Raw genomic sequence first — 25,281 nt, forward strand, 5'->3', positions numbered from 1 at the left:
ACGCTATTCGGTGGCGGCCCGCGGGGCGGCCGATTCGGCGGTCCACCAGCGGGCCGGGGCGCTCACAGTGAAACGGCGGCCCGTGACGGAGGTGGGCACTATCCGGATGAAGGCATCCTTGGAGCCGTCCTGCCAGGGGAACAGCATCAGCGAGAAGCTCTCGAGCACGTCATCGGTGGCGGTGATGGCGGAAGCGGTTCCCTTCACCACGACGCTCCAGGCGATGCCACTGTCGGCATCCACGCCGTCGGCCTCCAAGGCGACAGGTGCCTCGCCCAGGGCGGCGGCCAGTTTGGTCCCCTCGCCCGTCCGGAACACAAGGGTGCCATGGTCAACGGCGTAGTTGAGGGGGAAGATGTCCGGGTGGTCCTCCACCCACAGTGCCAAGCGCCCCACGGACACGGTCCGAAGCAGGGCCCAGCAGTCGGAGGAGGACAGGACGTCAGTGGCCGTGACGGTCGGTTTTGTGCTCATACTGCCGACGATAGGCCCGCGCGATGGACAACGGAAGAGGCCTCCGGCGCCCGCATCCTTGCGGACGTCCGGCACCGGAGGCCTCATGCCACGATGTTGGTGTGGTGGAGCGTCTCAGCCCTTGACGGAGCCTGCCGTCAGGCCCTGGACGATGAACTTGCTCGCGAAGGCGAAGATCACCAGCGTGGGTACCACGGTCAGCACGGCGGCCGCGGACATGGAGCCCCAATCGATGTTGAAGCTGGAGATGAACCCGGCCAGCGCCGTCGGAATCGTCTTGTTGGCATCGCTGTTCATCAGCGTCACCGACAGGAAGAGCTCGTTCCAGCAGTTCACAAAGTTGAAGATGAAGCTCGCCGCGACGCCCGGCAGCATCACGGGAACCAGCACCCGGAACAGCGCACCGAGGCGGGAGCAGCCATCGATCATGGCCGCCTCCTCCAGCGCGTCGGGGACGTTTTCGAAGAAGCCGCGGAGCATGATGGTGCAGAACGGGATGCAGATGGCGATGTAGATCAGGATCAGCCCGGTCTTGGAATCCACCAGGCCAAAATCGCTCATCATCAGGTACAGCGGCCCCAGAGCGATGAACCCCGGGATCATCTGAGTCACGAGGAAGGCGCCCATCACCGCGCCGCGGCCGGCGAACTGGAAGCGGGCCAGCACGTATGCGGACAGCAGCGAAATCACCGTCGCGACAGTGGAGGCCACCGTCGCGACAATCAGCGAGTTCACCATGTACTGGCCGAAATCCGACTTGGTGAAGAGCCCGATGTAATTCTCCAGGGACAACTGGCGCGGCCAGTAGTCCAGCGGGAGGGAGTAGATGGCGCCCGGTTCCTTCAGCGAGGTGATGATGATCCAGTACAGCGGGAACACTGTGGCCAGCAGGCACAGCGCCAGGAAGACGACCTTGCTGACGCGCCCGGCGATGCTCACTTTGTTGATCATCTCTGCGCCTTTCGGGGTCGGACCGCCATGAGGTAGAAGGCGGCGAAGAGCATGAGGGTGACGACGACGATCAGGCCCAGGGCCGATGCCTTGCCGTAGTCGCCCTCCTGCGTAATTTTGATCATGTACGTGGTGATGATGTGCGTCTGGTCCGCGGGTCCACCGCCGGTCATCGCGAAGATGATGTCGGGGAAGTTGAAGATCCAGATCACGCGCAGCAGGATGGTCAACGCCAGGGTGGTGGCGATGCTGGGCAGGGTGATGTTGAAGAAGGTCCGCACCTTTCCGGCGCCGTCCAGGGCCGCGGCCTCGTACATCTCATCCGATACAGACTGCAGCGCCGCGAGGATCATGATGGCGAAGAACGTCACGCCGTACCAAATGTTGGCGATGATGATGGCCGTCATGGCAAAGCCTGGTTCGGCCAGCCACGGGATGGGTGAGTCGATCACGCCGGCCTTCATCAGCAGATCATTCACCACGCCGAACTCCGCATTGAACATCCAGCGGAACAGCATGCCGATCAGGAATCCTGACACGGCCCAGGGGAAGAAGAGGAACGCCTGGTAGGCGCCGCGCATCCGGAACCGCCGCTTCAGGTAGAGGGCGACGGCGAAGCCGATCACCACCTGCGGGACGAGCGAGCCGACCACCCAGACCACCGTGTTGCGGACGATGCCCCAGAACTCGGGGGCCTCGAACAGGCTCTGGAAGTTGCCGAACCCGACCCACGAGGTGTCGGAGAGATCATTCAGGTTCCAGTTGCGGAAGGCCATCTGGCTGCCGGAGATCATCGGATAGTAGGTGAAGATCCCCACGAAGATGGCTGCCGGAGCCAGAAAGGCCAGCAGCGTGAGGGCGGTTCTGGCATTGAACCGACGCTTGGTGCCGCTGCTCCTGCGCTCCCCGCCCGGTGCGTCCCTCCGGGGAGAGGGACGCACCGGCGCGTTCTTGGTTTCGACGCTCACGCTGGACTAGCCTGCCATTTTCTGGGACCAGTAGCTGTCCCAGCCGGCCAACAGCTCGGTGGTGGACATCTGGCCGGTCAGCACGCGCTGCAGTTCGCCGTCGGACTTCTTGATCCATTCGGTCCACCAGGAAACGCCGCGCGGCTGGACGGCGGAGATGTACGTGTCGGGGTGCTCCGTCATCGTCACGTAGGCGGCCCAGGGGCCGGTGCTGTAGAAGCTGTCCTGGGCGGCCGACTTCAGGATCGGAACCAGGCTGTTGTCCTTCGTGAAGGTGGTGGCGGCATCGCCCTGGGCCAGGTACTTGATGAGCTTGACGGCCTCGGGCTTGGCCTTGCTGCTCTCGGCAATGCCCCAGCCGGCGGAGGCGACGGGCTGGATGGCCTTGCCCGAGGGGCCGGTGAGCAGCGGAGCCACGTTCCACTGCTCAGAGGTGATCGACTTGGACTCCTTGACTGTGGCGATGACCTCCGGGTCCTGGAGCAGGAACGACGTCGAGCCGTTGGTGAAGCCCTGGACCATTTCCGGGTAGCCCCACGCCACCGAGGAGGGCGGGGAGCCCTTCTTGAAGAGGTCGATGTAGAGGTCCATGGCCTCCTGTGCCTTGGGCGAGGAGAAGATCGTCTTGCCGCTGGTCAGCTTGAAGGCGTTCTCCTTGTCGATCTCATCTGCCACATAGGCCTCGATGATGGCGACGGCGTTGGAGTTGGCGTTGGCACCGCCGCGGAAGGCGTAGCCGAACTTGTTCTCGGCGGGCTTGTTCATGGCCGTGGACTGCTCCAACAGGTCGGACCAGCTGGCGGGCGGGCCGGAGAAGCCGGCGGCCTTGACCACATCGGTGCGGTAGAAGAGCGACAGGCCGTAGAAGCCGTAGGGGATGTAGTAGGTCTTGCCGTCCTGCTTGGAGTAGTTCACGGCGTTGTCGGTCAGGTTGTTCCAGCCGTCCCAGCCCTTCAGATCAGCGCTCATGTCGTAGAGCCACTTGTTGGCGCCGAAGGAGCCCACCGTGATGTCGCGGGCCTCGACGACGTCGATCCCCTTGCCGGACTGGAGCATCTGCTGGATCTTCTGGTCCGCCTGGTCGGTGGGCGGGGAGATCAGCTCCACCTTGATCTTCGGATTCTCCTTTTCGAAGCCCGCAATGAGCTTCTCAATGGTGTCTGTCCGGGTGGGGTTGGTGAGGCTTTCCACCATCTTCAGGGTGACTTGCCCATCGGCGGCGGGAGCGGAGCTGCCGCAGCCGGCCAGGGCAAGGACGGCCGCGAGGCCAACTGCGGCGGACGTGATGAATCTGGATTTCATGGGGGATCCTCCGTTGAACGTGCGGGGCTGGTGTCGACCGCGCCCGGGGGCGGGTGCGGTGGTGGTGTTTTAGCGGGTGCGGGCCAGATGGGCCAGCTGTGGGACGGCCTTCTCGGCGAATTCCTCGTAGTCCGACGGCGAGTTGTACAGGTGGGCGGAAATCCGCAGGAAGCCCTCGCCGTCGAAGGTGGTGATGGCCGTTTCAATGTCCAACTCGTCCGAAATCCAGGCGCGGATGGCGTGCGAGTCTTCATGGGTGGTGGCCAGGCCGCGGGGCAGTCGGATCAGGCGCAGCGGCCCCACCGGCATGCCGACGTCGGCAGTGGCGTCCTCGCCGGTGGCCGCGGTGAAGGCGGCGCCGATCAGGGCCTGGCCATAGTCGGCCAGCTCCGCCGAGTAGCTGCGGAAGCCATCCCAGCCGTAGCGGCGCTCGATGGCCTCAAACGAGGTCCCGGCAGCCAGCCACGAGGTGATGTCCTGCGTGCCCACGTGGTCGAAGCTCTCGGGGAAGGAGTGCGGGAACCCCCATGAATCGATCAGCGGATCCAGCACCTCCTTGAAGGCGCCGCGGGCCACCAGTGCTGCGGTTCCGCGGGGAGCGCAGGCGGCCTTGTGCAGATTGCCCACCCAATACCCGTCGAACTCCGGCACCGGGAACTCCAGGACCCCCGGCGCGTGGGCGCCGTCCACAAGCAGCGGGATGCCGCGGGCCTTGGCCGCCGCCGCGATGGCCTCGACAGGGAAGCTGCGTGCCGTGGCAGAGGTGATCTGGTCCAGCACGATCAACGCCGTGCGGTCATTGGCCTCGGCCATGACCAGCTCGCAGACGGCCTCCGCATCGGCGTTCAGCGGAACGTCGGCGATGCGGACGCTGCCGCCGCAGCGGCGGGCGACGCGGCGGGCGCCCTCCAGGACGGCACCGTAGGCGTGGCTGCTCGTGACGATCTCGGCACCGGGGGCGAACGAGAGGGAGTTGTAGACCGTGCTGACTCCGGCGCTGGCGTTGTGCACCAGGGCGAGGTCATCGGCGTCGACCTTCAGGAACTCCGCGATGCCCACGCGTGCGGCACCCACGGCGGCAGCCTGTCCCATGAACCAGATGCAGGGATTTTCATCCATGCGGGCCTTGAGCTCCAGCTGGTGCTGCTGCGCGATCCGGGGGACCGAACCGTAGGAGCCGTGGTTGAGGTGGATCTTGGTGGGAGTCAGCGTCCAATCGGTTATGGACGGCTTGCCTTCCGGCGTCAGCATCGGATGCGGTGCTGTGAGGGAGGGTGATGTCACTGGGTGCCTTCTCGATGGAGGTGCGGGCTGGTTTCTCAGTAAGTTACATCACATTTCGGAGCAAGACAACGGACAATCACCAATAGTTGTCTGATGACTTCTATTTAACTTCGTAGAAACAGTCGAAATCGTCCACATAAGACCAAGATAGGTACGATGACTTTCCATATACGTTGGACAATCGAACTCGTAGACTGGTAGGTGCCAAGGGTGCGGTAGCGTGGCCCTGCAATCGATAGGAGAACAGCCACATGGGTGCAGTCGAAACGGCGATGCAGGGCCTGCGGAACAAGATCGCGTCCGGGGAACTGGCCGCTGGCCAGAAGTGCCCTCCCGAGGGCGAGCTGTCCGCCGAGCTGGGCGTGTCCCGAAGTTCACTGCGCGAAGCCGTGCGCGCCCTGTCCGCGCTGGGGGTGATGGAATCCCGCCACGGCTCGGGGACCTATGTTTCCTCGCTGGAGCCCGCCGTGATTCTGCAAAGCTTCGCATTGCTGGTGGACCTGCTGCCGCTGGATGGCCTGTTGGAGCTCTTCGAAGTCCGCCGGCTGCTGGAGGCCCATGCCGCAGCTGCCGCGGCGGCCAATGCCACTCCGGAAACCCTGGCTGAGCTGGCGGACCTGGTCGAGCAGATGGAGGCCACCGATGGCGTGGCCTCCATCCCGGAACTCGATTCCAGATTCCACGGTGCCATCTGCGATGCCAGCGGAAACTCCACACTGGCGGCCCTGGTGAAGCTCTTCCGCTCCCGCGGCGACCATTTCCACATCATGGACGGCCCCGAAGCCGAGGCCGTGCGCACCGGCAGCAACGCCGGCCACCGCGCCATCGTCGAGGCCATCACCAACCGGGATCCGTCCTCGGCCGCCACGGCCGCCGCCGCCCACATCGCCCAGACGGAGTTCTGGCTGAAGAAACTCCGGCCGGAACCGCGGCTGGCGGACACTAGGTGACTTGTTCCAAACGGCGCTGAGGGGCGCCTGGACGGGCCGCCGATCCCTCCACAGGCCCCGCAGGCGGGCGCCTTGTTCGATACCGTATTCGATCAACTATCGGCATGCTTGCCAATAACTAGAATATATGTATGAGTACGACGGCGTATTCCCCCGACGCTTCGGGGCGCAGGGCCGGTGGGCACGCCCGCCGGATCATCGCCCTGGCCTACCTCGCCGCGACAGTGGGGGACCTGAATTTAGCTCCCGACGATGCTGACGACGGCGTGGCGGAAGGCCCGCCCAGCGGTTCGGCGGGCGCGGATGGCGGCGCCGGCTGGGTGGGGTTCGAGGCCGAGCCGGGCAGTGCCCACGCGCCACTCGCAGAGCCCCACTCCACCAGCACCACGTCCGGCGCCACGGATGCCACGTTTGCCGGCGGCGTGGGGGATTCTTCCTGCGGCCCGGACGTCCTCGGCCTGGAGGCCCTGGGCGACCACGGCCTGGTCGAACTCGCCGGCCAGCTGGAAACCCTCTCCCGCCGCCTGGACGCCTTCAAGGTCCAGTGCGCCGGCGAAATCTCCACCCGCACCCTGGCGGGCCGGTACCGGGAGGCCGGGGCCGCGACCCCGGTGGCGATGCTCCGCCAGGTCCTGCAGCTCTCCGCGGCCGAGGCGGCCAAACGCCTCGTCCTCGCCACGGCGTTCCTGCCCGCCACGGATCCGATCACGCTGGCCCAGGCCCCGGCCCGCCAGCCCGTGCTGGGCGCCGCGTTCCTGTCCGGGGCGTGTTCGGCCGAGGCCGCCCTGGCCGCCTCGCGGGCCGTCACCGACGCCGCCCACCTGGCCGCCGGCGGGCGGATCACGGCTTCGGAGCTGGAGGAGGTCGAGGCCCGCCTGGCCGCGGTGGCAGTGGTGGAGTCCCCGGACTTTTTGGCCCGGTGTGCCCGGCGGATCCTGGCCCATCTGGACCCGGACGGGTCCGAGCCCACCGAGGCGGAGCTGCTGGCCAAGGAGGGCATCCACTTCGGACATCCCCGCCGGGGCCTGGTCCGGTTCGAGGGGCATTTGACCCAGCTCTCGTATGAGGAGTTGATGGCCGCGATCGGCACGGGCACGAACCCGCGCACCCTGGCCGGCATCGTGGCCGAGGCCGGCGGTGCCGGTGGCGTGGTGGCGGTGCCGGGGCAGGGCGCACCCCCGGCCTGGGCCGTCGGAACCCCAGACGGCGGAGGTGCGGATGCCGGCGCCCCGAACGCCACCGGGGGTGGCGGTGCTGGAGTTGCTGGAGGCGGTGCGCCCGGCATGGGTGGGCCAGGACTGGACGCCCCGGCCAAGGGCCGTCCGGACCGGGCCCGTGCCGCAGCTGGTGGCGGGCCGCCGTCAGCCGCGGGCACGCGCGGCGCCCCTGACGCGCGGCACGGCGGGTCGCATGCATCCGGCACGGGTGCGGGCGCCGGCGGACCGGACGAATCCGGACCGGAGGGCCGGGGCGCAGGGACCGCGGCCGGGGACTGCCCCGGGTTCATTGACGCCATGGACCACTCCGGGCTGGACCCGGACGTGGCGAGGCGGCTGCTGGCCGCCCAACGCCCCCGCCCGCAGCTGCTCCTGCACGCCCTGCTGGACTGCGTCCGCCTGGCCTCGCGCACGGACACGCTCCCGGACAACGGGGGCCTGCGCCCGCAGCTGTTCATCACCATGACCCTGGCAGAGCTCACGGCCGGGTCCGGGTCCGCCGCCGTGCCCCACACCGGGCCGATCCCCATCACCGCGGTCCGCCGGGCGGCCTGCGACGCCGGCATCATCCCCGCCGTCCTGGGCGCCGACGGGGAGGTGTTGGACGTGGGCCGGTCCCAGCGCCTGGTCACCCCCGCGATCCGCAGGGCCCTGCTGGTCAGGGACCGGGGGTGCGCGTTTCCGGGCTGCGACAGGCCCGTGCAGTGGACCGACGCGCACCACATCATCCCCTGGTCCGAGGGCGGGGACACCTCGGTGGAGAACTGTGTGCTGTTGTGCACGTACCACCACCATCTGGTGCACCACACCGGCTGGGAGGTCGAAGCCGTGGCCGGCATACCGTGGTTTCTGCCACCGTTGTCGATCGATCCGCTCCGGCGGCCGCTGCGCAACACCTTCCACCACGCCGGCGCAGGGTGAGCACGATCCGCGGCGACCGCCGGGCGGGCAGGATCCACTCGGCCCGGCGGACCCAGGCAGCAGGCGGCGGGTGAAGGCCCGGCGGCCGGCAGCGGAACATGCGCGACAGGTGGCCTCGACGGTCTCGGCCAGCGGATCGGTGCAGGGTCTCGACTTGACCGCCTTGGCAGGCCCGGCCAGCGGCACGGGACGGCGCTCAGGTCTCGACTGGCCCGACCAGCGGCGCGATCGGGCAGCGGGGCCTCGACGGGCCCGACCAGCGGCGCGAGCAGGCCGCGGGGGCCTCGACGGGCCCGACCACCGGATCGGTGCGGGGTCTCGACGGGCCCGGCCAGCGGCACGGGAGGGCAGGCGGGGTTTCGGCTTCGCTCAACCGCCGGAGCCGTTCCCCAACTCATCAAGCAGTGGCTTGATCCGGTAGTCCACCAACTTGCGCATTACCAGGGCCGTATTGGAGCGCTTGACGCCCTTGATGTCCAAGATCCGCCCGGCCGTCCGGTAGAGGTCGTCGGCGTCCTTGGCGACGACGTGGATCAGCAGATCCGCCACGCCGCTGAGGCCATGGACCTCCAGAACCTCCGGGATGCCGGCCAGGGCCTCGGCGACGTCGTCCAGCCGCCGCTGCTTGACGTTGGCGAGCATGTACGCCGCCAGTGGGTAGCCCAGGGCCGCGGGGGAGACCCTGCGCTCGAACGATTTCAGCATGCCGTTGTCATCAAGCCTGTTCAGCCGTGCCTGCACGGTGTTGCGGGAGAGTCCGGCCTTGTCGGCGAGGGCAATGGTGGTGGCCCGTGGCTCGTCGGTGAGCGCCAGCAGGAGCCGGGCATCAATCTCGTCGGCGTGTCGTTTGGTGGTCAAAACTGCTGCCTTTCCGGGTTGGGCCCTGGCGTCTGCTGTGCAGATTGCACAATTTCTGAGCCTAGTATTGCGCACATCTTAACCTGCTGATGCACTGTCTGCACGTCCCGCACACTTGGGCCACGATCAGGGCACGCATCCCGGTGCCCACCACTCCGGCCGCCGCCGCTGGCGATACCCATCGCGGCGGCCGGACTCCGTAGCCGAACCAGGGAGAGAAGCCATGACTGCCATCAGCGTAGAAACCACGTCCAGCGATGCCTCTAGCGAAGAACCGATGGCCGTTCTCGAGCAGATCCAGGACCAGGTACTGTGGCTGGCCACCTCGATGATCCACCACGCGAACCGCGTGCGCCCCAATCCCTCAGGCATGAAGGTCGGCGGCCACCAGGCTTCCTGCGCTTCAATGGTGTCGATCATGACGTCGCTATGGTTCTGCCAGCTGGCCCCCGGGGACCGGGTGTCGGTCAAACCCCACGCGTCGCCGGTGCTGCATGGCATCAACCATCTGCTCGGTGGGCTCGATGAGTCCTACCTGGGCACGCTGCGGGAGTTCGGCGGACTGCAGCCCTACCCCAGCCGTTCCAAGGATCCGGACCAGGTGGACTACTCCACCGGGTCCGTAGGCATTGGCGCCACGGCCCCCATTTGGGGTGCAATGGCACGGCGCTACGTGGATGCCCTGGGCGCTGGGACGGGCAGCGGACGCCAGTATTCCCTGGTTGGCGACGCCGAGCTGGATGAGGGCGCCGTCTGGGAGGCCGTGTTGGATCCGGCAGTCGCCGAGATGGGGGAGATCGTCTGGATCGTGGATCTGAACCGCCAGTCCCTGGACCGGGTGATCCCGCACCAGGCTGGCGCACGGCTGGAACGGCTCTTCGATGCCGCGGGCTGGCAGGTCATCACCGTCAAGTTTGGTGCACTGCTGGAGGAGTTCTTCGCCAGGCCCGGGGGCGAGAGCCTCCGGGCGCGGATCGTGGACATGTCCAATGCCGAATACCAGCGCCTGCTGCGCTGCACTCCCGCGCAACTGCGCCGCAGGCTGCCCGGCGACGGGCCGGACGCCGTCGTCCTCGGCCAGCTGCTGGCTGGCTGCGACGATGACACGCTGATGCGCCTGGTGCGCAATTTGGGCGGCCACGACCTGTCCGCTCTGGCAAACGCGTACCGCCGGATCGACGACACGCGGCCCACCGTCATCATCGCGTACACGATCAAGGGCTTCGGGCTGCCCACGCAAGGGCACCCGCAGAACCATTCGTCGTTGCTGAGCATGCAGGAGTACGAGCAGCTGGCCGCCGGCCTCGGCAGGGATCCGCAAAACCCGTGGGCAGGGTTCACCCCGGACGGCCCTGCGGCCCGGCTCTGCGCCGCCACGGCCGAGCGTCTCCGGCGGGACCCGGTGCCGAATGCCCCCACCTTGGCCATTCCGACCGACTTTGGCCGCACCGCCAAGGGCACGGCCACCACGCAGGCGGCGCTGGGACGCACCCTCTTGGATCTGACCCGCGAGGCGCCCGAGGCGGCGCGGCGGGTGGTCACTGTCAGCCCGGATGTCAGCTCCAGCACCAATCTGGGCGGCTGGGTCAACAAGGTGGGCGTGTTCTCACCCACCGAGCGGCGGGACTGGTTCGACGACGACGCCCAAACCATCCTGCACTGGCGCGAACGGCCCACTGGCCAGCACATGGAGCTGGGCATCGCGGAGACCAACCTGGTGGGCCTGCTGGGTGAGCTTGGTGCCACGTGGAGCCGCTGGGGCGAGCCGCTGCTGCCCATTGGCGTGATGTACGACCCCTTCGTGGAACGGGCTCTGGAGCCGTGGTCCTTCGGGATCTACGCCGGCGGCCAGTCGATCCTGGTGGGCACGCCGTCGGGCGTCACCCTGGCGGCGGAGGGCGGTGCCCACCAATCCATCACCACCCCCTCCATCGGCATCGAGCAGCCAGGCTGCACCACTTACGAGCCCGCCTTCGCGATCGACGTGGAATGGACGCTGTTGGCGAGCATGGCCAGGCTGGGCCGGGTCGACGGAACCTCTGCGTATCTGCGCCTCTCGACCCGGGGTGTGGACCAGTCCCTGGCCGGGGTGCCCGCCGACGCTGCTGCACGGGAGCGACGGCGCCGGCAGGTGGTCGCTGGGGCCTACTCACTGGTGCGCCGCGAGAGTCCCGTGGCCACCATTGTGGGCATGGGGGCGATGGTGACGGAGGCCGTCGCGGCGGGCGAGCGGCTGGCCGGCGCGGGAATCGCCGTCGACGTCGTCTGCGTGACCAGCCCGGGGCTGCTTTTTGAGGCGATGCAGGCCCGGGCGGGCCGGGGTGGCGGCGAGAGCTGGATCCTGGACCAGGTGTTCCCGGCCGACCGTTCGGCACCGATGGTGACGGTGCTCGATGGGCACCCGCATACGCTGGCCTTCCTGGCCGGGATCAACCAGGTGCCCAGCGCCACCCTGGGAGTCAGCCGCTTTGGGCAGACGGGATCACTGGAGGAGACCTACCGCCACCACGGGATCGACACCGACAGCATCGTGATGGCGGTGCTGGACCTCATCGCGTAAGGCTGCCAGCTAGCCTTCCGGGGACTCCTCGCGCAGCACATCCAGATTGCGGAAGATGGGCGGGCCGTCGCACAGGGCCGCCATGGCCGCGGCAAACTCGCCCGTCTCCGGACGGTTCGAGTTCTCCATGGCCGAGTCGAAGGAATCAAAGGAGACGAGGGTCAGGTAGGTGTTGGGCCTGTCCCTGTCCGCAGTCACCTGGATGTAGCGGAACGTGGGGGCAGGACCTCCCTCGGGTGCGGTGGGCCTGCCCATGGCCAGAACCTCGTCAATGCGGGATGTCTGGAACTCAATGATCTGCACAAATCCGGCCATGACAACTCCAATGGTGTTTGCGGAATCCTATGGGTTCCACGCTAGGCCGGGGTGCGGCATGGGGCAAGGGGGGCCTGGAACGGGCTGCCCCAAAGCCGGTTCCCACGGGCCCGCAACAGTGCAAAACTGGAGCCACGTGTGGGCCGGCTCCAGAGGTTGGGCGGGCCCGGGAGCCGATGGCTGGAAGGGTGTGCCGGCATGGCGTTCATCAGGGAATTTGGGGACATCTCCCGCTCGGATGTGGAGCTGGCGGGTGGCAAGGGCGCCAACTTGGGCGACCTGGTGCAGGCGGGGCTGCCGGTGCCGCCGGGGTTTGTGCTCACCACGGCCGCCTACACGGAATTCGTGGAGGCCAATGGCCTTGGCGAGGCCATCCTCGAGGCTGCCGCCGTCGATCCTGCAGCCGGGCCCGAGGTGTTTGACGCGGCGTCGGCGCAGATCCGTGCGCTCTTCGCCGCAGGCGAGCTGCCGGGGGTTGTGGCCCTGGAACTGCGCGCTGCCTATCAGAACTTGTGCGACGCCGACGGCGGCGGCGATGTGGCGGTGGCCGTGCGGTCCTCCGCCACGGCCGAGGACCTGGCATCGGCCAGTTTTGCTGGCCAGCAGGATACCTACCTCAACATTGCCGGCGCCCACGCCCTGCTCGAGGCGGTGGTGGACTGCTGGGCGTCGCTGTGGACTGGACGGGCGATGGCCTATCGTTCCCGCGAGGGCCTGGACCCGGCCACGGTGCGTCTGGCCGTGGTGGTCCAGAAAATGGTGGCGGCAGAAGCCTCCGGGGTGATGTTCACCGCCAACCCCGCCAACGGCCGGCGCAATGAGCTGGTGGTCTCCGCGGCCTGGGGGCTGGGGGAGTCGGTGGTGGGCGGCACCGTCAGCACCGACGACGTCGTCGTCGAGGCCGAGAGCGGGAACGTCCTGTCCCGCCGGACGGGCGACAAGACGGTGATGACCGTCTACGCGGCCACCGGAACCGAGGAGGTGGCGGTGGCCGGCGCCAAGCGTTGGCAGCGCGTGCTCGACGACGGTGCCGCCGCCAGGCTGGCGGCCCTGGGGACGCAGATTGCCGGCCACTTTGGGTCGCCGCAGGACATCGAATGGGCCATGGCCGGTGGCAGCTTCTTCATCGTCCAGGCCCGGCCCATCACGGCGCTGCCGGAGCCCACGGGGGAGATCCCCACGCAGTGGCCCGTGCCGCGGCCCAAGGGAATGTACTTCAGGGCCAGCATCGTGGAGCAGTTGCCGGATCCATTGTCGCCGCTCTTTGCGGACCTGATCGACGGTTCGGTGACGAGGTCGCTGAACGCCTTGCTGGAGCAGGCCTTCGGCACCTCAACCCTGCACGAGGGGGATCTGGGCCTGCCCACCATCAACGGCTACGCGTACTACTACTACCGCACGGCAGGATTGTGGCGCCTGATGGGCAAATCGCTCGGGGGACTGCGGGCACTGGCGACCGGCAAGTCCCATATGGGGATCAAGGGCTGGCGGGACTATTCGCACCCCCGCTATGTCCAGTTGGTTCAAGAGTGGGGACGCGAGCCCGTGGCCGTACGCAGCGGTGCGGCCCTGCTGGACGGCATCTCCGCCCTGCTGGATGGCGGCACCCAGTACTACACCGCCGTACAGTCGGTGGTCCCCATCGCGGCCTCCAGCGAGCTGTCGTTCCAGGCGTTCTATGACAAGGCGGTGCGCCGGGCCGGGGACCCGCCGGCACTGGACTTCCTGCTGGGTTTTGAGAGCGCGCCCATCCGGGCGGAGCAATCCCTTTACGACCTCGCGGCGTGGACGCGGGAACGTCCGCAACTGTCCGCGGCGATCCTCAGCGCCGACGCCGCCGATGTGGCGGCAGCCGTGGCCAATGGTTCTCCCCTGGCCGGCGCCGATGCGGGCGAGTGGGACCAGTGGCGTGGGCGGTTCCAGCAGCATCTGGACGACTTTGGGCATGCCGTCTACAACCTGGATTTCCTCAGCCCGGTGCCTGCCGACGACCCCATGCCGCTGCTGGGAACCCTGAAGTACTACCTGCATGGGGAGGGCGTCGATCCGGCGCTGCGGCAGAAGACCTCGTCGGACAGGCGGGCAGCAGCGACCGAGGCCGTGGTTGCCCGGCTCGATCCGGTGCGCCGGAAGACCTTCACCCGGCTGCTGGAGTGGGCCCAGCAGGCTGCGCCCATCCGCGAGGACGCCCTGGCGGACATCGGCCTGGCCTGGCCCCTGATGCGGCGGATGCTGCTCGAACTGGGCCGGCGGCTCGCCACATCGGGCCTGCTGGCAGCGGCGGAGGACGTTTTCTGGCTCCGCCTCAGCGAAGCGCGCAGCGCCGTGGACTTTGGCCTGGCCGAGCCTGCCGCCGGGGCGCACCGGACGGCCCCGGTGGCCATCACCGGGGTGCCGCATCCGGTGCTGGCCGCCGCCGTCGAGGACCGCAGGATGACCTGGCGCGGGCAGCGGCTGGCCACGGCACCACAGCTGCTGCCCGAGACCGGCTGGGCCGAGAAGATTTTCGGCGCCATGATGCCCGCGGGCAACCAGCGCCAGACCGGCGGCACCATCACGGGCATTGGCGCGAGCGGTGGCAAGGCCACGGCGCCGGTGCGGGTGCTGAACGGGCCGGAGGACTTCCACCTGATGCGCCCGGGCGAGGTGCTGGTGGCGCGGATGACGACGCCGGCCTGGACGTCGCTGTTCGTGATGGCCGCCGCCGTCGTCACGGATGTGGGCGGCCCGCTGAGCCACAGCTCCATCGTGGCCCGGGAGTACCGCATTCCGGCGGTGCTGGGCACCGGCGTAGCGACGTCGCAGTTGAAGAGCGGCCAGTTGGTGGTGGTGGACGGCGACGCCGGCACCGTCACCCTTGTGGATGCCGATCAAGGGCTGCGGAAATGAGGACACCGAACTTCTGTGCCAGATAGCGCTGGCCGGCGGCCGTGGGGTGGGCGCCGTCCTCGCCAATGAAGCCGCCCAGATCGTCCATGAACCAGCGCTGTGCAATCGGGTCGACAAACTCCAGCCCGGCAGCGGCCGCAGCGGATTCCAGTGCATCGCGCACGGCCAGCCTGGCTGGCTCCGGTGCCAGCGAGTTCGGCGTGGGGCCGACGACGACGACGGCCGCACCGGGGGCCGCCCGTCTGGCCTGGGCATAGACCTCTGCGGCGGCCCGCACCAGCGCCGCATCATCGGCGCCCCTGTCGTTCTCCGAGCCGAAGATGACCACAAGATCCGTGGCGGCCGTGGCGCCGGCGGCAAGCTGCGATCCGAAGGTCTCCCCGCGGACACCGACACTGAGGTAGCCGCTGCCGACATCCGCCAGGCTCGTGACGTCCAGGCCTCCGACGGGTCCGGGATTCTCTTGCTGCACCAGCGCCGGCCAGCCGACCTCGGGATTGGCCCTGTAGCCCGTGCTGATCGAATCGCCCACCACCAGCGCCTGGGCGGGGTCCGGGGCAGTGGCGGTTGCTGAAGCTGACACTGACGCTGACGGTGCCGCCTGTGGGGCAGAGCCGCAGGCGGAAACCAGCAGAACTGCACCAACCGCCGCCGACAGTGCCCGCGCCGCGGCACTGCTTCGATGCAAACCCATGCCAAACCCCTTTCCGCCGCCGAACGGCATCCGGCATAGGGACCATTCTGCCCCACGTGGACCTCCGCGCCCGGCTGGTGAAGCCATCTTTTGACCCAGAAAGCAAGAGCCTGTGGAACATTGCTGTCCAAAAACTCTTGCCATCTAGTGAAATACGTATTTTACTGAATGGAACGCAAGATGTGTTTTGCACCACATGCCACCACCATCCAGGGACGGGAAACCCACCATGGCTGAATCTTCGACCCGCACCGTTGAACGTGCGCTGTCACTGCTGGCGATTGTCTGCGACCAGGGCAGTGCCACGCTGGGACACTGCGCCCGTGCTGCCGATCTTCCGGCCAGCACCGCGCTGCGGCTGCTGCGCACGCTGGAGGGCAGCGGGTTTGTCCGCAAGGACGACGACGGCAACTACCGCCCCGGCAGCCGCATCATCCAGCTCGGTGCGCAGTCGCTGAGCAATGAATCACTCGTGTCGCTGTCGCGCGAGTCCATGGAGGCCCTGGTGGCCGAGACAGGTGAATCCGTGTACCTCAGCGTTGAGGGCCACGGCGGCACTGCCATCTATATCGCCATGATCGAGGGAACCCACTCGGTCCGGCACACCAATTGGGTGGGGCGGACCATCCCGCTCTCCGAGTCGGCGGCCGGCCGCGTGCTGCACAACGACGTTCCGGCTGCCGGGTACGTCGTCGTCGAACGCGGCATTGAAGCGGATGTGACGGCCATCGCCGCACCCATCCGCTCCGAAACCAAGGTTGTGGCTGCCCTCAGCCTGGTCATCCCGAGCTATCGGGTGGCCGAACACGATATTGACCGCTACGGCCACCAGCTCGCCCTGGCCGCCGAGGTCGTTTCATCCGGACTTGGTCGCTCGACCATTTCGGCCTAAACAGGAGACCCGCCCCATGATCAACTTCGACAATGTTTCAAAGGTCTACCCCGACGGCACTGTCGCCGTCGACGGTCTGACGCTCCAGGCGCCCACCGGGAAGCTCACCATCCTCATCGGCCCCTCCGGCTGCGGCAAGACCACCTCGATGCGGATGATCAACCGCCTGATCGAGCCGTCCTCGGGGGTCATCTCCCTGGATGGGACCGACACGCAGAGCCTCAACCGGGTGGACCTGCGCCGCCGCATTGGCTACGTCATCCAGAACGCCGGACTGTTCCCGCACCGCACCATCGTGGACAACGTCGCCGCCATGCCGCGCCTGCTCGGCACCCCCAAACGCGAGGCGCGGGCCAACGCCATGGAGCTGCTGGAGCGCGTGGGGCTGAATGAAAAGTTTGCCAACCGCTACCCCTGGCAGCTCTCCGGCGGCCAGCAGCAGCGCGTGGGTGTGGCCCGCGCGCTGGCCACGGACCCGCCCTTCCTGCTGATGGATGAGCCGTTCAGCGCCGTGGACCCGATTGTCCGGGCGCAGCTGCAGGAGGAGTTCCTGCGGCTGCAGCGCGAGATCGGCAAGACCATTGTGATGGTCACCCATGACATCGACGAGGCCCTGAAGCTGGGCGACCAGGTCGCTGTGCTGCGCGAGGGCGGGCACCTGGCCCAGGTGGCCTCGCCGGCCCATCTGCTGGCGCACCCCGCCGATGCCTTCGTGGCCGACTTCGTCGGCACGGCGCGCGGCTACCGTGCGCTCGGTTTTGTCACGGCCGACGGAACGCTCGGTGTCGACCGCGAGCCGACGGTCCGGGTGGGCGACGACGCCGCCACCGCCACCGTGGGTGCCGACGGCTGGGCCCTGGCCGTCGATGAATCCAACATCCCCCAGGGCTGGGTGCAGCTGGGCCGCCTCAATGGGGCACAGATCACCGAATCGGACATCAACATCAGCGGCACCGTGGCCAAGGAGTTCGGCAATCTGCGCGACATGCTCAACTCCGCACTCTCCAGCCCCAGCGGCCGGGGTGTGGTGGTGGACGAGCGCGGTGTGCTGGTGGGCACCGTCAGTGCCGAAGCCATCGTCGCCGCCATCCGGACGGCCAAACAGGAGGTGCTGGCGTCATGACCATTGATTGGATCTTCGCCAACATTGGGCGGATCAGCGAGCTGACAGCCTCGCACATCTTCCTCACCCTCGTGCCCACCCTGCTGGGCCTGATCGTGGCCCTGCCGCTGGGCTGGTGGGCCCACCGCCGCCGCGGTGCCTACCCGGTGATCGTCGGAGCGGCCGGACTGCTCTACACCATCCCTTCATTGGCCCTCTTCGTCCTGCTGCCGCAGGTGCTGGGCACCAAGATCCTTGATCCGCTCAATGTGGTGGTGGCCCTGACCGTCTACACGGTGGCCCTGCTGGTCCGCGTGGTGGCCGATGGCCTCTCCTCGGTGCCGATTGAGACGGTCCAGGCCGCAACGGCCATGGGCTACCGCGGTTGGCAGCGCCTGTGGCTGGTGGAACTGCCGGTGGCGGTTCCGGTGATCGCTTCGGGCATGCGCGTGGCCGTGGTGGCCAACGTCAGCATCGTGACGATGGCGGCCCTGCTGGGCATTCCCCAGCTGGGCTCCCTCTTCACCCAGGGGTTCCAGCTGCGGCTCTTCGTGCCGATCATCACCGGCATCGTGCTCTGCCTGGTGCTGGCCGTGCTGCTGGACCTCCTTCTGGTGTGGCTCAACCGGGCACTCACTCCGTGGCGACAGAAGACGGTGACGTCATGAACATCTTTGACTTCTTCACACAACCCGCCAACTGGGTCGGCTCCGAGGGCATCCCCGGCGCCATCGGCCTCCACCTGATGTACTCCGGCATCTCCTTGCTGATTGCCCTCGCGATCGCCGTGCCGCTGGGCGTCTATGTGGGCTACACCGGCCGCGGCGAGGCGGTGGTGGCTGGTCTGGCAAATGCCCTGCGCGCCCTGCCGACGCTGGGCCTGCTGATCCTGGTGGTCATGATCCTTGCCCCGGTCTTCGGCTCGTCCCTGGCCTTTGTCCTCCCCACCATCGTGGTCCTGGTGCTGCTGGCGGTGCCGCCGATCTTGACCGGCACCTACTCCGGCATCCAGGCCGCGGACCCCGACGCCGTCGGTGCCGCCCGGGGGATGGGCTACACCAAGGCCCAGATCCTCTGGCACATCCAACTGCCCTGCGCCCTGCCGCTGCTGCTCTCGGGCATCCGCGGGGCCACCCTGCAGATCGTCTCCACGGCCACCGTGGCGGCGTACGTGGGCCTGGGCGGACTGGGCCGGTTCATCATCGACGGCCGCGCCCAGGGCGACTACTCCAAGATGGCCGCAGGTGCCATCCTGGTGGCCCTGCTGGCCCTGGTCCTAGAACTGGCCTTCATTGCCATTGGGCGGCTCGTGATCTCACCCGGTCTGCAGCGGACCACCCGCCGCAGCCGGAAAACCCCGGCGCCACCGCAGCCACAGCCCCCGGCCCCGGCGCAGGTGCTTGCCTCCTCCGCCACTTAGCACCACGTACAAATCCCTTCAGCCCACCCCACCTCCACCCTCTGGGAGACAACCATGAAAAAAGCAGCACTCTTCGCGGCCGTGGCCGCAGCCTCCGCCCTGGCCCTCAGCGCCTGCGGTGGCAGCCCGCTCAGCAGCTCCGACGGCGGCAATACCGGCGGCGCCAGTGGATCAGTGATCATTGGCTCGGCGGATTTCGCCGAAAGCCAGTTGGTTGCCAGCATCTACTCCCAGGCCCTGCAGAAGGCCGGCGTCAGCGTCAAGGAACAGTTCAACATTGGCAGCCGCGAGGTTTACATGGCGGCCCTGAAGGACGGCTCGGTGGACGTTGTGCCGGAGTACTCCGGAGCCCTGTTGAAGTACCTTGACCAGGCGTCCACGGCCAGTACGACGGCGGACGTCACCAAGGAGCTCACCGCCAAGCTGCCCTCCGATCTCAGCCTGCTGGCCGCCTCGCCGGCCGAGGACAAGGATGTCCTGGCCGTAACCAAGGCGACGGCTGAGAAGTACAACCTGAAGTCCATCGGCGACCTGGCGGCCGTGGGCGGCGAGATCACCCTGGGCGGTCCGCCGGAGTGGAAGACCCGCGTCAACGGCGTGCTGGGCCTGAAGGATCTCTACGGAATCACCTTCAAGGACTTCGTCACGTTGGATGCCGGCGGACCGCTGACCATGACGGCGCTGACGTCCGGCCAGATCCAGGCCGGGGACCTCTTCAGTACGGACCCCGGCCTGAAGACCAACAACCTGGTGGCACTGACTGATGACAAGTCCCTGTTTGCCGCCGAGAACGTGGTGCCGGTGGTCAAGACATCCAAGTCGTCGGACACCATCAAGACCACACTCGACGCCGTCTCGGCCAAGCTCACCACCGAGGATCTGATCGAGATGAACACCAAGGCGGCCACGGGCACCAACCTGTCCGACATCGCCAAGGAATGGCTCGGCAAGGCTGGGCTGGGATAGCAGCACCCGCCGCCACCGGCGCATGGCGCCGGTGGGCACCGCAGAGTGGCAAGCAGCCGGGGCCGTCCGACACCAGTCGGGCGGCCCCGGCTGCTTGATTTCGACAGGCTCAATCAGCACAGCCGTTCGTCGAGTGCCTGTCGAGACGCCGTGACCGGCCAGCGGTTGGGTCTCGAGGCTGGACGACCGGTCCGCGGCAGCCGCCCTATCTGAATCCAGCCGACGAGTGTAGGTTGTGGATCAGTGGCCCCTTCGCGTTGGACTCGAGGAGTTGGTGGCAGTGAAAGAACTTCGAAACATTCCCCGGTGGGCGGCCGTACTCTCCCTGTGCGTGGCGGCCGCGGCTGCTGCTTTTCTCGTCATCGGGGTTCTCCACGCGGCAACTGGTGCCGGTGCGACCCAAGTCCTCTTTGACGCTTTAATGGCCGGTGCGCTGGCGCTAGGTGGGTGGTCGATAGCAGTCAAGGGAAACCCCGCGCTGTCGAGGCGCGGGGGCACCCCGCCCAACCGCCGGAGCCCCCTCGGCTGGTAACGCCGGCTGGTGACGTCGGCCGGGCGTTCAAGGTTCCAACCAGGTGTCGCTGAAGGGCTACTGCGGAGGCCGGAACGCAGCTTCGATGACGGCGGCGAGGTCAGAGCCGGCCCGAAGCAGGGACACTGTCCCTGAGGAAATGGTGTCGAGGAGTCCCTGCAGAATCTGCTGGACACCACCGATGCCCTCAAACCGGCGCAGGGCGTTCATGACGTCTCGAACCGCCGGAATTCCGTACCCGGCGCCGCGCAGCGCCACGACGATGCGTGCCTCTCTGACCACTGCGGGCACGTAGGAGCGGGCATGGAGGGCTGTTACACGCTCCGGCACGGCGAGTCCCTCGGCTTCCCAGTACCGCAGCGTTGACGGCCGAACTCCAAGTGCTGAGGCAAGCCCGGAAATGGTCATCGCATCGGATTCCGTGTCCTCCTCTAGATCCGTGGCCTCCGATGCGATGGCGTGGAGTGCGTCTTGGGCGTACAGGACGTCGCTGCGCTCTTGCGCGAGGCCAACGTACACCTCACAGATGGCTGCTGCGGCAGACTCGACGGACCCCGCCAGAAGCTGGGGGAGCAGTCGGCGCGCTGCCACGGGGCCGGCAGCTCCCGCCAGGCCGCGGTAGGCGCGGACGGCGTGCACGTGGATCGGGGCAAACGAGCGATATCCGGTGGCGCTTCGTAGACCCGGCGGTATGACGCCCAGCCGCTCAAGATCGCGGATGTGCTGGACCGAGTACCCCGTTGCGCGGGCAACATCGATGGTGCGCAGAACAGGTGGGTTGAGACCGGTCATGCGCCATCCCTGCCTTCCTGTCCATCAACCCCACACAAGCACTTGAATGCCATGGTTGAGGTATGAGTATGGAAGAGATCATAGAGTTGGCACAAGGCTTCGAAGGGGTGCTCGTAGTGGCCCCGGGCCCGGGCGGCAACGCGCCGGCCATTGCCTGGGGCGACTCGTTCTTCTACTACGCCCCGGACGGGCAGATGCCGGCGAATGTCCAGCCCTACGCAACGATCGTCACGAAGAACTACCCGGACGACACCACATCCGGCCTCGATCCTGACGGTCGTTGGCGGCTGAACATCCATGTCGACCCAGCCACGTTTCTGCAGCTGACGGGCGATGCCCCGCGCACCATCCACCAGATGTGGAACTACGCGGCTGCCGATGTCGTGATGCCGCACCCTGTGTACGGCCCGCTCGGGTGGATCGCCGTCGTCAATCCGGCAGACGCGACGATCGAAACCGTCAGAGGGCTCCTCCGCACGGCACATGCCGCGGCCCGTGCCCGCTGGGAGCGGCGCCACGAGAAGAACTGAACGGTCCATGGCCGTTGCCATGGCACCATGGATGCCATGACTACAGAACCGACAGCGCCGCTGACCATCACCAATGCCCTGATCTTCGACGGAACATCGGCCGATCTGGTCGAAGGATCCATCGTCTTCAACGGTGGTCTGGTGGCCGAGGTGGGGGATGTTGAACCCCAGGGTCAGGTGGTGGACGCCGCCGGCAAGGTGGTGGTTCCCGGACTCATTGATGCGCATTTCCACGCCTATGCCGTGGGCCTGGGCGGCATGGAGGTGGAACGCAGTCCGCTGAGCTACTCCGCCCTGGTGGGCGCACAGCGACTGGGCCTGGCCCTGGGCCGGGGATTCACCACAGTCCGCGACGTCGCCGGCGGTGACATCGGACTGTCCAAGGCGATCGAGAAGGGGCTGTTCGCCTCACCGCGCTACTACTACACCGGCCCGGCTTTCAGCCAGACGGGTGGACACGGGGACCCGCGGGCCGCCGACGTCGATGTTTGCTTCAGCCATGGCCACATGTGCGCGGTGGTGGACGGCGTGGACCAGCTGCGCCAGGCGGTGCGGGAACGTTTCCGCACCGGCAGCCACGCAATCAAGATCATGACCTCCGGGGGAGTGGTGTCCCTGACCGACCCCATCCGCGTCCCGCAGTACTCGGGCGAGGAGATCCGCGCAGTGGTGGACGAGGCCACGCGCCGCGGCAGCTACGTGGCCGCCCATGCCTACTCTCCCGAGGCGATCCGGCACTCCGTGGAAAACGGCGTCAGGTCCATCGAGCACGGCAATCTGCTCGACGAGGCGACGGCGGAGCTGATGGCCGAGCATGGGGCGTTCCTGGTGCCGACCCTTGCCGCCTACGACGCCATGAACCGCCGCGGCGAGGCCGCGGGACTGAACCCCGTATCCCAGGCCAAGAACGCCGAGGTGCTCTCCGCGGGCAAGGATGCCATCGGCATGGCCCTGCGTGCCGGCGTCCGCGTGGGCTTCGGCTCGGACCTGATGGGGGAGCTGGAGGACGACCAGCTGCAGGGGGTCAGGTTGCAGATCGAGGCCGTTGGCGTGCTGGAGACGCTGCGGTCCATGACCAGCGTCAACGCCGAGCTGCTGCAGAACCCCAGCCTGGGCAGCCTGCGGGCGGGCGCCGTCGGCGACGCCGTACTGCTGGACGGGAACCCCTTCGAGGACCCGGCCGTGCTGTGGGACGAGTCCCGGCCGCGGACAGTGCTCCAGGCCGGACGCGTCACCGCCTGAGTCCGGGTGCCGGGCATGGGTGGCGCAGCGGGCGGCGCCACCCGGCCGGGGCCCATCGGTTGTGACGGCGGTCATGGGCTGGTAAATTGAACGTTCATATCCACCCTCCCGTGCAGCACCGATTCGAAGTGGTAGAAATTTGAACGTTCATATTGCCAATCCAGCCCTGTCGATGGACGCCTACCTCGGGCAGTTCGCCGAGCCCGAGGGCTATCTGGACTTTGCCCGCTTCGGTCCCGTGTCGGCTGCAGTCTCCGAGCGGATGGCCCTTTCGGCCCGCATGGTGCACAGCGAGGGCGGCAGGGGCCTGGCCACCCTGGAGGGCCTGCATGTGCCGTCCCGTGCTGCTGCCGCCCGGCTGCTGGCCGCCGAAGAGCACGAGGTGGCGTTCGTCGGCTCCACCAGCCATGGACTCTTTGCGGCAGCCCAGGCGCTGAGCCGCAGATCCGGCGTCATCCTGGTGCCGCGGAACGACTTTCCCTCCAACGTCTACCCGTGGCTGCGGGCTGCCGAACGCGGGGGCCTGCAGGTGCGGTGGATGGACGGTCCTGTGACACCCGACTCCATTCGCCCGCTGCTGGACGACACCGTGAAGGCTGTGGCGGTCAGCGCCGTCGATTCCTTCACCGGAGCACTGGCACCGCTGGCGGCGATCAAGGAACTCATCGGCTCCCAGCGGGTGCTGGTGGTCGACGCGGTGCAGGCCTTCGGAGCCGTGGAGTTCGATGTCGACGCCGCCGACGTGCTGGCCTCGGGCGGGCAGAAGTGGCTCCGTGCCGGTTGGGGCGCCGCCGCCCTGCTCGTCAGGGACCGCGTGGCTGACATGCTCGAACCCGGTCTGGGCGGCTGGTCCGGCGTGCAGAATCCGTTGAATGGTGAACCCCATCCGCACGAGCCCCTGCGCGGTGCCGCCGCCCATACTCTGACCAACCCGGACCCGGCAGCGGTGGCCGCCTACGGCGTCGCCGCCGGCCTCGTGCTGCAGGTGGGCCTGCGGCAGATCCACGGACGGATCACCGAGACGCTGGCGGCGTTGCTGGATGCTGCCGCAGGGCAGGGAGCGCAGCTGCGCTATCCGCGGCCGGGTGGTGGCATCGGCTCCTTCACCATGCCCGGCGCCGACCCGGTGGCCCTGAACGCGGCCCTGGCCCAGGCCGGGGTGACCACCACGATGCGCGACGGCTGGCACCGGCTCGCCCCGCATGCCTCCACCGACGCACAGATTGCCGATGCCCTGGCCGGCGTACTGGCCCGCCATGCCCACGCGGCCTGAGCACCGGGGGCGGCCCCAGCGCGGAGTGACGATCGAGGACGTGGCCAGGGGTGCCGGCGTTTCGCGGCAGACCGTGTCCAATGCCCTCAATGCGCCGCACCGGGTTCGCGGAGAGACCCTGGAGAGGGTCAAGACGGTCATCGAGGAACTGGGCTACCGGCCGGACCAGTCAGCGCGCAGCCTCAAGACCGGGCTGCGGTACACCATCGGCTACCAGGCGCCGGATGACGATCCCTTCAACCCGAATCCGGTGATGGGCGGGTTCCTGACGGCCCTGTGCGATGCCGCAGCCGCCTCGGGGTACCGGCTGCTGTTGTTCCGGCCCAGGCCGGGCGCCTCGGATCCGCGTGCGGCCTACGAGGATCTCATTGCCGCGCGTCAGGTGGATGGGTTCATCCTTTCCGACGTCCTGGCCGATGACCCACGGGTGGACCACCTGGGTGGACTGGGGTTCCCCTTTGTCGCCTTTGGACAGACGGGTCCTGGCCGGCCGCAGGATTGGGTGGATGTGGACAATGCGCGGGGGATGCACGACGTCGCCGCCCTGCTGGCGGCCAGGGGCCACCGGCGGGTGGGGTACATCGAATCCGCCACCAACGTGCCATGGTTCGCGCAACGGTACAGCGGGTTCACCCGCGGGGCCGCGGAGCATGGACTGGACGTTGCCACGGTCCTTGAGCCGCGGGCGGCCGGTGCAGCCGGGGAATCCCGCGGCGGGCTCACGATGGCGATCCAGTTGCTGCTGCGCTCACCCCAGCGTCCCAGCGCCCTGGTCGCCTCCGCCGATCCACTGGCGCTGGCGGCCTACGATGCCATCCGCGCCGAGGGACTCACCGTTGGTGCGGACATCGCCGTCGTGGGGTTCAACGACCTGCCGCTGTCCGGATTGCTGGCCCCACAGCTGGCCTCCGTGCGGATGCCGCTGCCCGCCATTGCCCAGGAACTGGTGGCCAGGCTGCTGGCGCAGGTCCACGGCGGAGAGCCGGCCGCGGCAGGCTCGCTGCTGCCGCCGGAGGTCATCATCCGGGGCAGCATCCAGCCGCGCTGAAGCCTGGAAATGCACCCCCTGGAGGTCCGATGACGACGGACCTCCAGGGGGTGTCTTGCATGCCGGACGACATTTTTCGGCAATTCCATGCGGGGGTGTTC

The 25,281-nt window shown here is 67.8% G+C and carries 22 protein-coding genes; 13 read left to right on the forward strand and 9 right to left on the reverse strand.

Features of this window, described 5'->3' with window-relative positions:
- Positions 1-3: 3 nt before the first annotated feature.
- The 5 genes from K254_RS0106380 to K254_RS0106400 form a co-directional block, all read right to left on the reverse strand.
- Positions 4-474 carry a pyridoxamine 5'-phosphate oxidase family protein gene (locus K254_RS0106380; protein WP_026554650.1) on the reverse strand — a complete coding sequence of 157 codons (471 nt, stop codon included), beginning with the start codon at positions 472-474 and terminating at the stop codon, positions 4-6.
- Between the two features lie 114 nt (positions 475-588).
- Positions 589-1,425 (reverse strand): carbohydrate ABC transporter permease, encoded by an 837-nt coding sequence (locus K254_RS0106385; RefSeq protein WP_026554651.1) that lies wholly within the window; start codon positions 1,423-1,425, stop codon positions 589-591.
- Positions 1,422-2,393, reverse strand: coding sequence for a carbohydrate ABC transporter permease (locus K254_RS0106390; RefSeq protein WP_026554652.1), 972 nt, complete (start codon positions 2,391-2,393; stop codon positions 1,422-1,424). Before K254_RS0106390 ends, K254_RS0106385 begins: the two co-directional genes overlap by 4 nt.
- 6 nt (positions 2,394-2,399) lie before the next feature.
- Entirely contained in the window at positions 2,400-3,695 is a 1,296-nt protein-coding gene (locus K254_RS0106395; protein ID WP_026554653.1) for an ABC transporter substrate-binding protein, read from the reverse strand.
- A 69-nt stretch (positions 3,696-3,764) separates the two neighbouring features.
- Positions 3,765-4,979, reverse strand: coding sequence for an aminotransferase class V-fold PLP-dependent enzyme (locus tag K254_RS0106400; protein WP_026554654.1), 1,215 nt, complete (start codon positions 4,977-4,979; stop codon positions 3,765-3,767).
- A 251-nt stretch (positions 4,980-5,230) separates the two neighbouring features.
- On the opposite strand from K254_RS0106400, the gene K254_RS0106405 reads away from it, so the two are divergent.
- On the forward strand, positions 5,231-5,929 hold the full coding sequence (locus K254_RS0106405; protein ID WP_026554655.1) for a FadR/GntR family transcriptional regulator: 699 nt from the start codon (positions 5,231-5,233) through the stop codon (positions 5,927-5,929).
- A 131-nt stretch (positions 5,930-6,060) separates the two neighbouring features.
- Positions 6,061-8,067 carry an HNH endonuclease signature motif containing protein gene (locus K254_RS24770; RefSeq protein WP_051388930.1) on the forward strand — a complete coding sequence of 669 codons (2,007 nt, stop codon included), beginning with the start codon at positions 6,061-6,063 and terminating at the stop codon, positions 8,065-8,067.
- 369 nt (positions 8,068-8,436) lie between these two features.
- Here K254_RS24770 and K254_RS0106415 read toward each other — a convergent pair whose 3' ends face one another.
- Positions 8,437-8,925, reverse strand: a complete 489-nt coding sequence (locus K254_RS0106415; protein WP_026554656.1) for an Lrp/AsnC family transcriptional regulator — start codon at positions 8,923-8,925, stop codon at positions 8,437-8,439.
- A gap of 223 nt (positions 8,926-9,148) precedes the next feature.
- Between K254_RS0106415 and K254_RS0106420 the strand changes: the two genes are divergently transcribed.
- Positions 9,149-11,485, forward strand: coding sequence for a transketolase-like TK C-terminal-containing protein (locus K254_RS0106420; protein WP_035749065.1), 2,337 nt, complete (start codon positions 9,149-9,151; stop codon positions 11,483-11,485).
- 9 nt (positions 11,486-11,494) lie between these two features.
- Here K254_RS0106420 and K254_RS0106425 read toward each other — a convergent pair whose 3' ends face one another.
- Positions 11,495-11,800 (reverse strand): hypothetical protein, encoded by a 306-nt coding sequence (locus K254_RS0106425; RefSeq protein ID WP_026554658.1) that lies wholly within the window; start codon positions 11,798-11,800, stop codon positions 11,495-11,497.
- 198 nt (positions 11,801-11,998) lie between these two features.
- On the opposite strand from K254_RS0106425, the gene K254_RS0106430 reads away from it, so the two are divergent.
- Entirely contained in the window at positions 11,999-14,689 is a 2,691-nt protein-coding gene (locus K254_RS0106430; RefSeq protein WP_026554659.1) for a PEP/pyruvate-binding domain-containing protein, read from the forward strand.
- On the opposite strand, the gene K254_RS22165 is transcribed toward K254_RS0106430, so the two are convergent.
- Entirely contained in the window at positions 14,652-15,272 is a 621-nt protein-coding gene (locus K254_RS22165) for an SGNH/GDSL hydrolase family protein (protein WP_051388931.1), read from the reverse strand. The two genes, K254_RS0106430 and K254_RS22165, sit on opposite strands and share 38 nt — an antisense overlap.
- A gap of 340 nt (positions 15,273-15,612) precedes the next feature.
- Between K254_RS22165 and K254_RS22170 the strand changes: the two genes are divergently transcribed.
- The 5 genes from K254_RS22170 to K254_RS0106460 are packed head-to-tail and all read left to right on the forward strand — an operon-like array spanning position 15,613 to position 19,763.
- Complete coding sequence (locus K254_RS22170; RefSeq protein WP_035749066.1) at positions 15,613-16,275, forward strand: IclR family transcriptional regulator; 663 nt, start codon at positions 15,613-15,615, stop codon at positions 16,273-16,275.
- 16 nt (positions 16,276-16,291) lie between these two features.
- Complete coding sequence (locus tag K254_RS0106445; RefSeq protein ID WP_026554660.1) at positions 16,292-17,398, forward strand: ABC transporter ATP-binding protein; 1,107 nt, start codon at positions 16,292-16,294, stop codon at positions 17,396-17,398.
- Positions 17,395-18,045: an ABC transporter permease gene (locus K254_RS0106450; RefSeq protein WP_026554661.1), complete on the forward strand. Its 651-nt coding sequence runs from the start codon at positions 17,395-17,397 to the stop codon at positions 18,043-18,045. The genes K254_RS0106445 and K254_RS0106450 overlap by 4 nt, the downstream gene beginning before the upstream one ends.
- Complete coding sequence (locus K254_RS22175) at positions 18,042-18,797, forward strand: ABC transporter permease (protein ID WP_051388932.1); 756 nt, start codon at positions 18,042-18,044, stop codon at positions 18,795-18,797. The genes K254_RS0106450 and K254_RS22175 overlap by 4 nt, the downstream gene beginning before the upstream one ends.
- Before the next feature lie 54 nt (positions 18,798-18,851).
- A complete protein-coding gene (locus K254_RS0106460) occupies positions 18,852-19,763 on the forward strand; it encodes an ABC transporter substrate-binding protein (protein ID WP_026554662.1) in 912 nt (303 codons plus the stop codon).
- Between the two features lie 589 nt (positions 19,764-20,352).
- Here the strand turns inward: K254_RS0106460 and K254_RS0106465 are convergent.
- Positions 20,353-21,087, reverse strand: a complete 735-nt coding sequence (locus tag K254_RS0106465) for a MerR family transcriptional regulator (protein WP_026554663.1) — start codon at positions 21,085-21,087, stop codon at positions 20,353-20,355.
- 68 nt (positions 21,088-21,155) lie between these two features.
- Here K254_RS0106465 and K254_RS0106470 point away from each other — a divergent pair, with 68 nt between their 5' ends.
- The 4 genes from K254_RS0106470 (at position 21,156) to K254_RS0106485 (ending at position 25,180) form a co-directional block, all read left to right on the forward strand.
- A complete protein-coding gene (locus tag K254_RS0106470; protein ID WP_035749067.1) occupies positions 21,156-21,617 on the forward strand; it encodes a DUF6194 family protein in 462 nt (153 codons plus the stop codon).
- A gap of 36 nt (positions 21,618-21,653) precedes the next feature.
- Positions 21,654-22,859 (forward strand): metal-dependent hydrolase family protein, encoded by a 1,206-nt coding sequence (locus tag K254_RS0106475; protein WP_026554665.1) that lies wholly within the window; start codon positions 21,654-21,656, stop codon positions 22,857-22,859.
- 139 nt (positions 22,860-22,998) lie between these two features.
- Positions 22,999-24,132, forward strand: coding sequence for an aminotransferase class V-fold PLP-dependent enzyme (locus tag K254_RS22180; protein WP_196810889.1), 1,134 nt, complete (start codon positions 22,999-23,001; stop codon positions 24,130-24,132).
- Positions 24,116-25,180: a LacI family DNA-binding transcriptional regulator gene (locus tag K254_RS0106485; RefSeq protein ID WP_035749693.1), complete on the forward strand. Its 1,065-nt coding sequence runs from the start codon at positions 24,116-24,118 to the stop codon at positions 25,178-25,180. Before K254_RS22180 ends, K254_RS0106485 begins: the two co-directional genes overlap by 17 nt.
- The last annotated feature ends 101 nt before the right edge of the window (positions 25,181-25,281 follow it).

The sequence above is a fragment of the Arthrobacter sp. 35W genome (genome assembly GCF_000482545.1).
Taxonomy (GTDB): domain Bacteria; phylum Actinomycetota; class Actinomycetes; order Actinomycetales; family Micrococcaceae; genus Specibacter.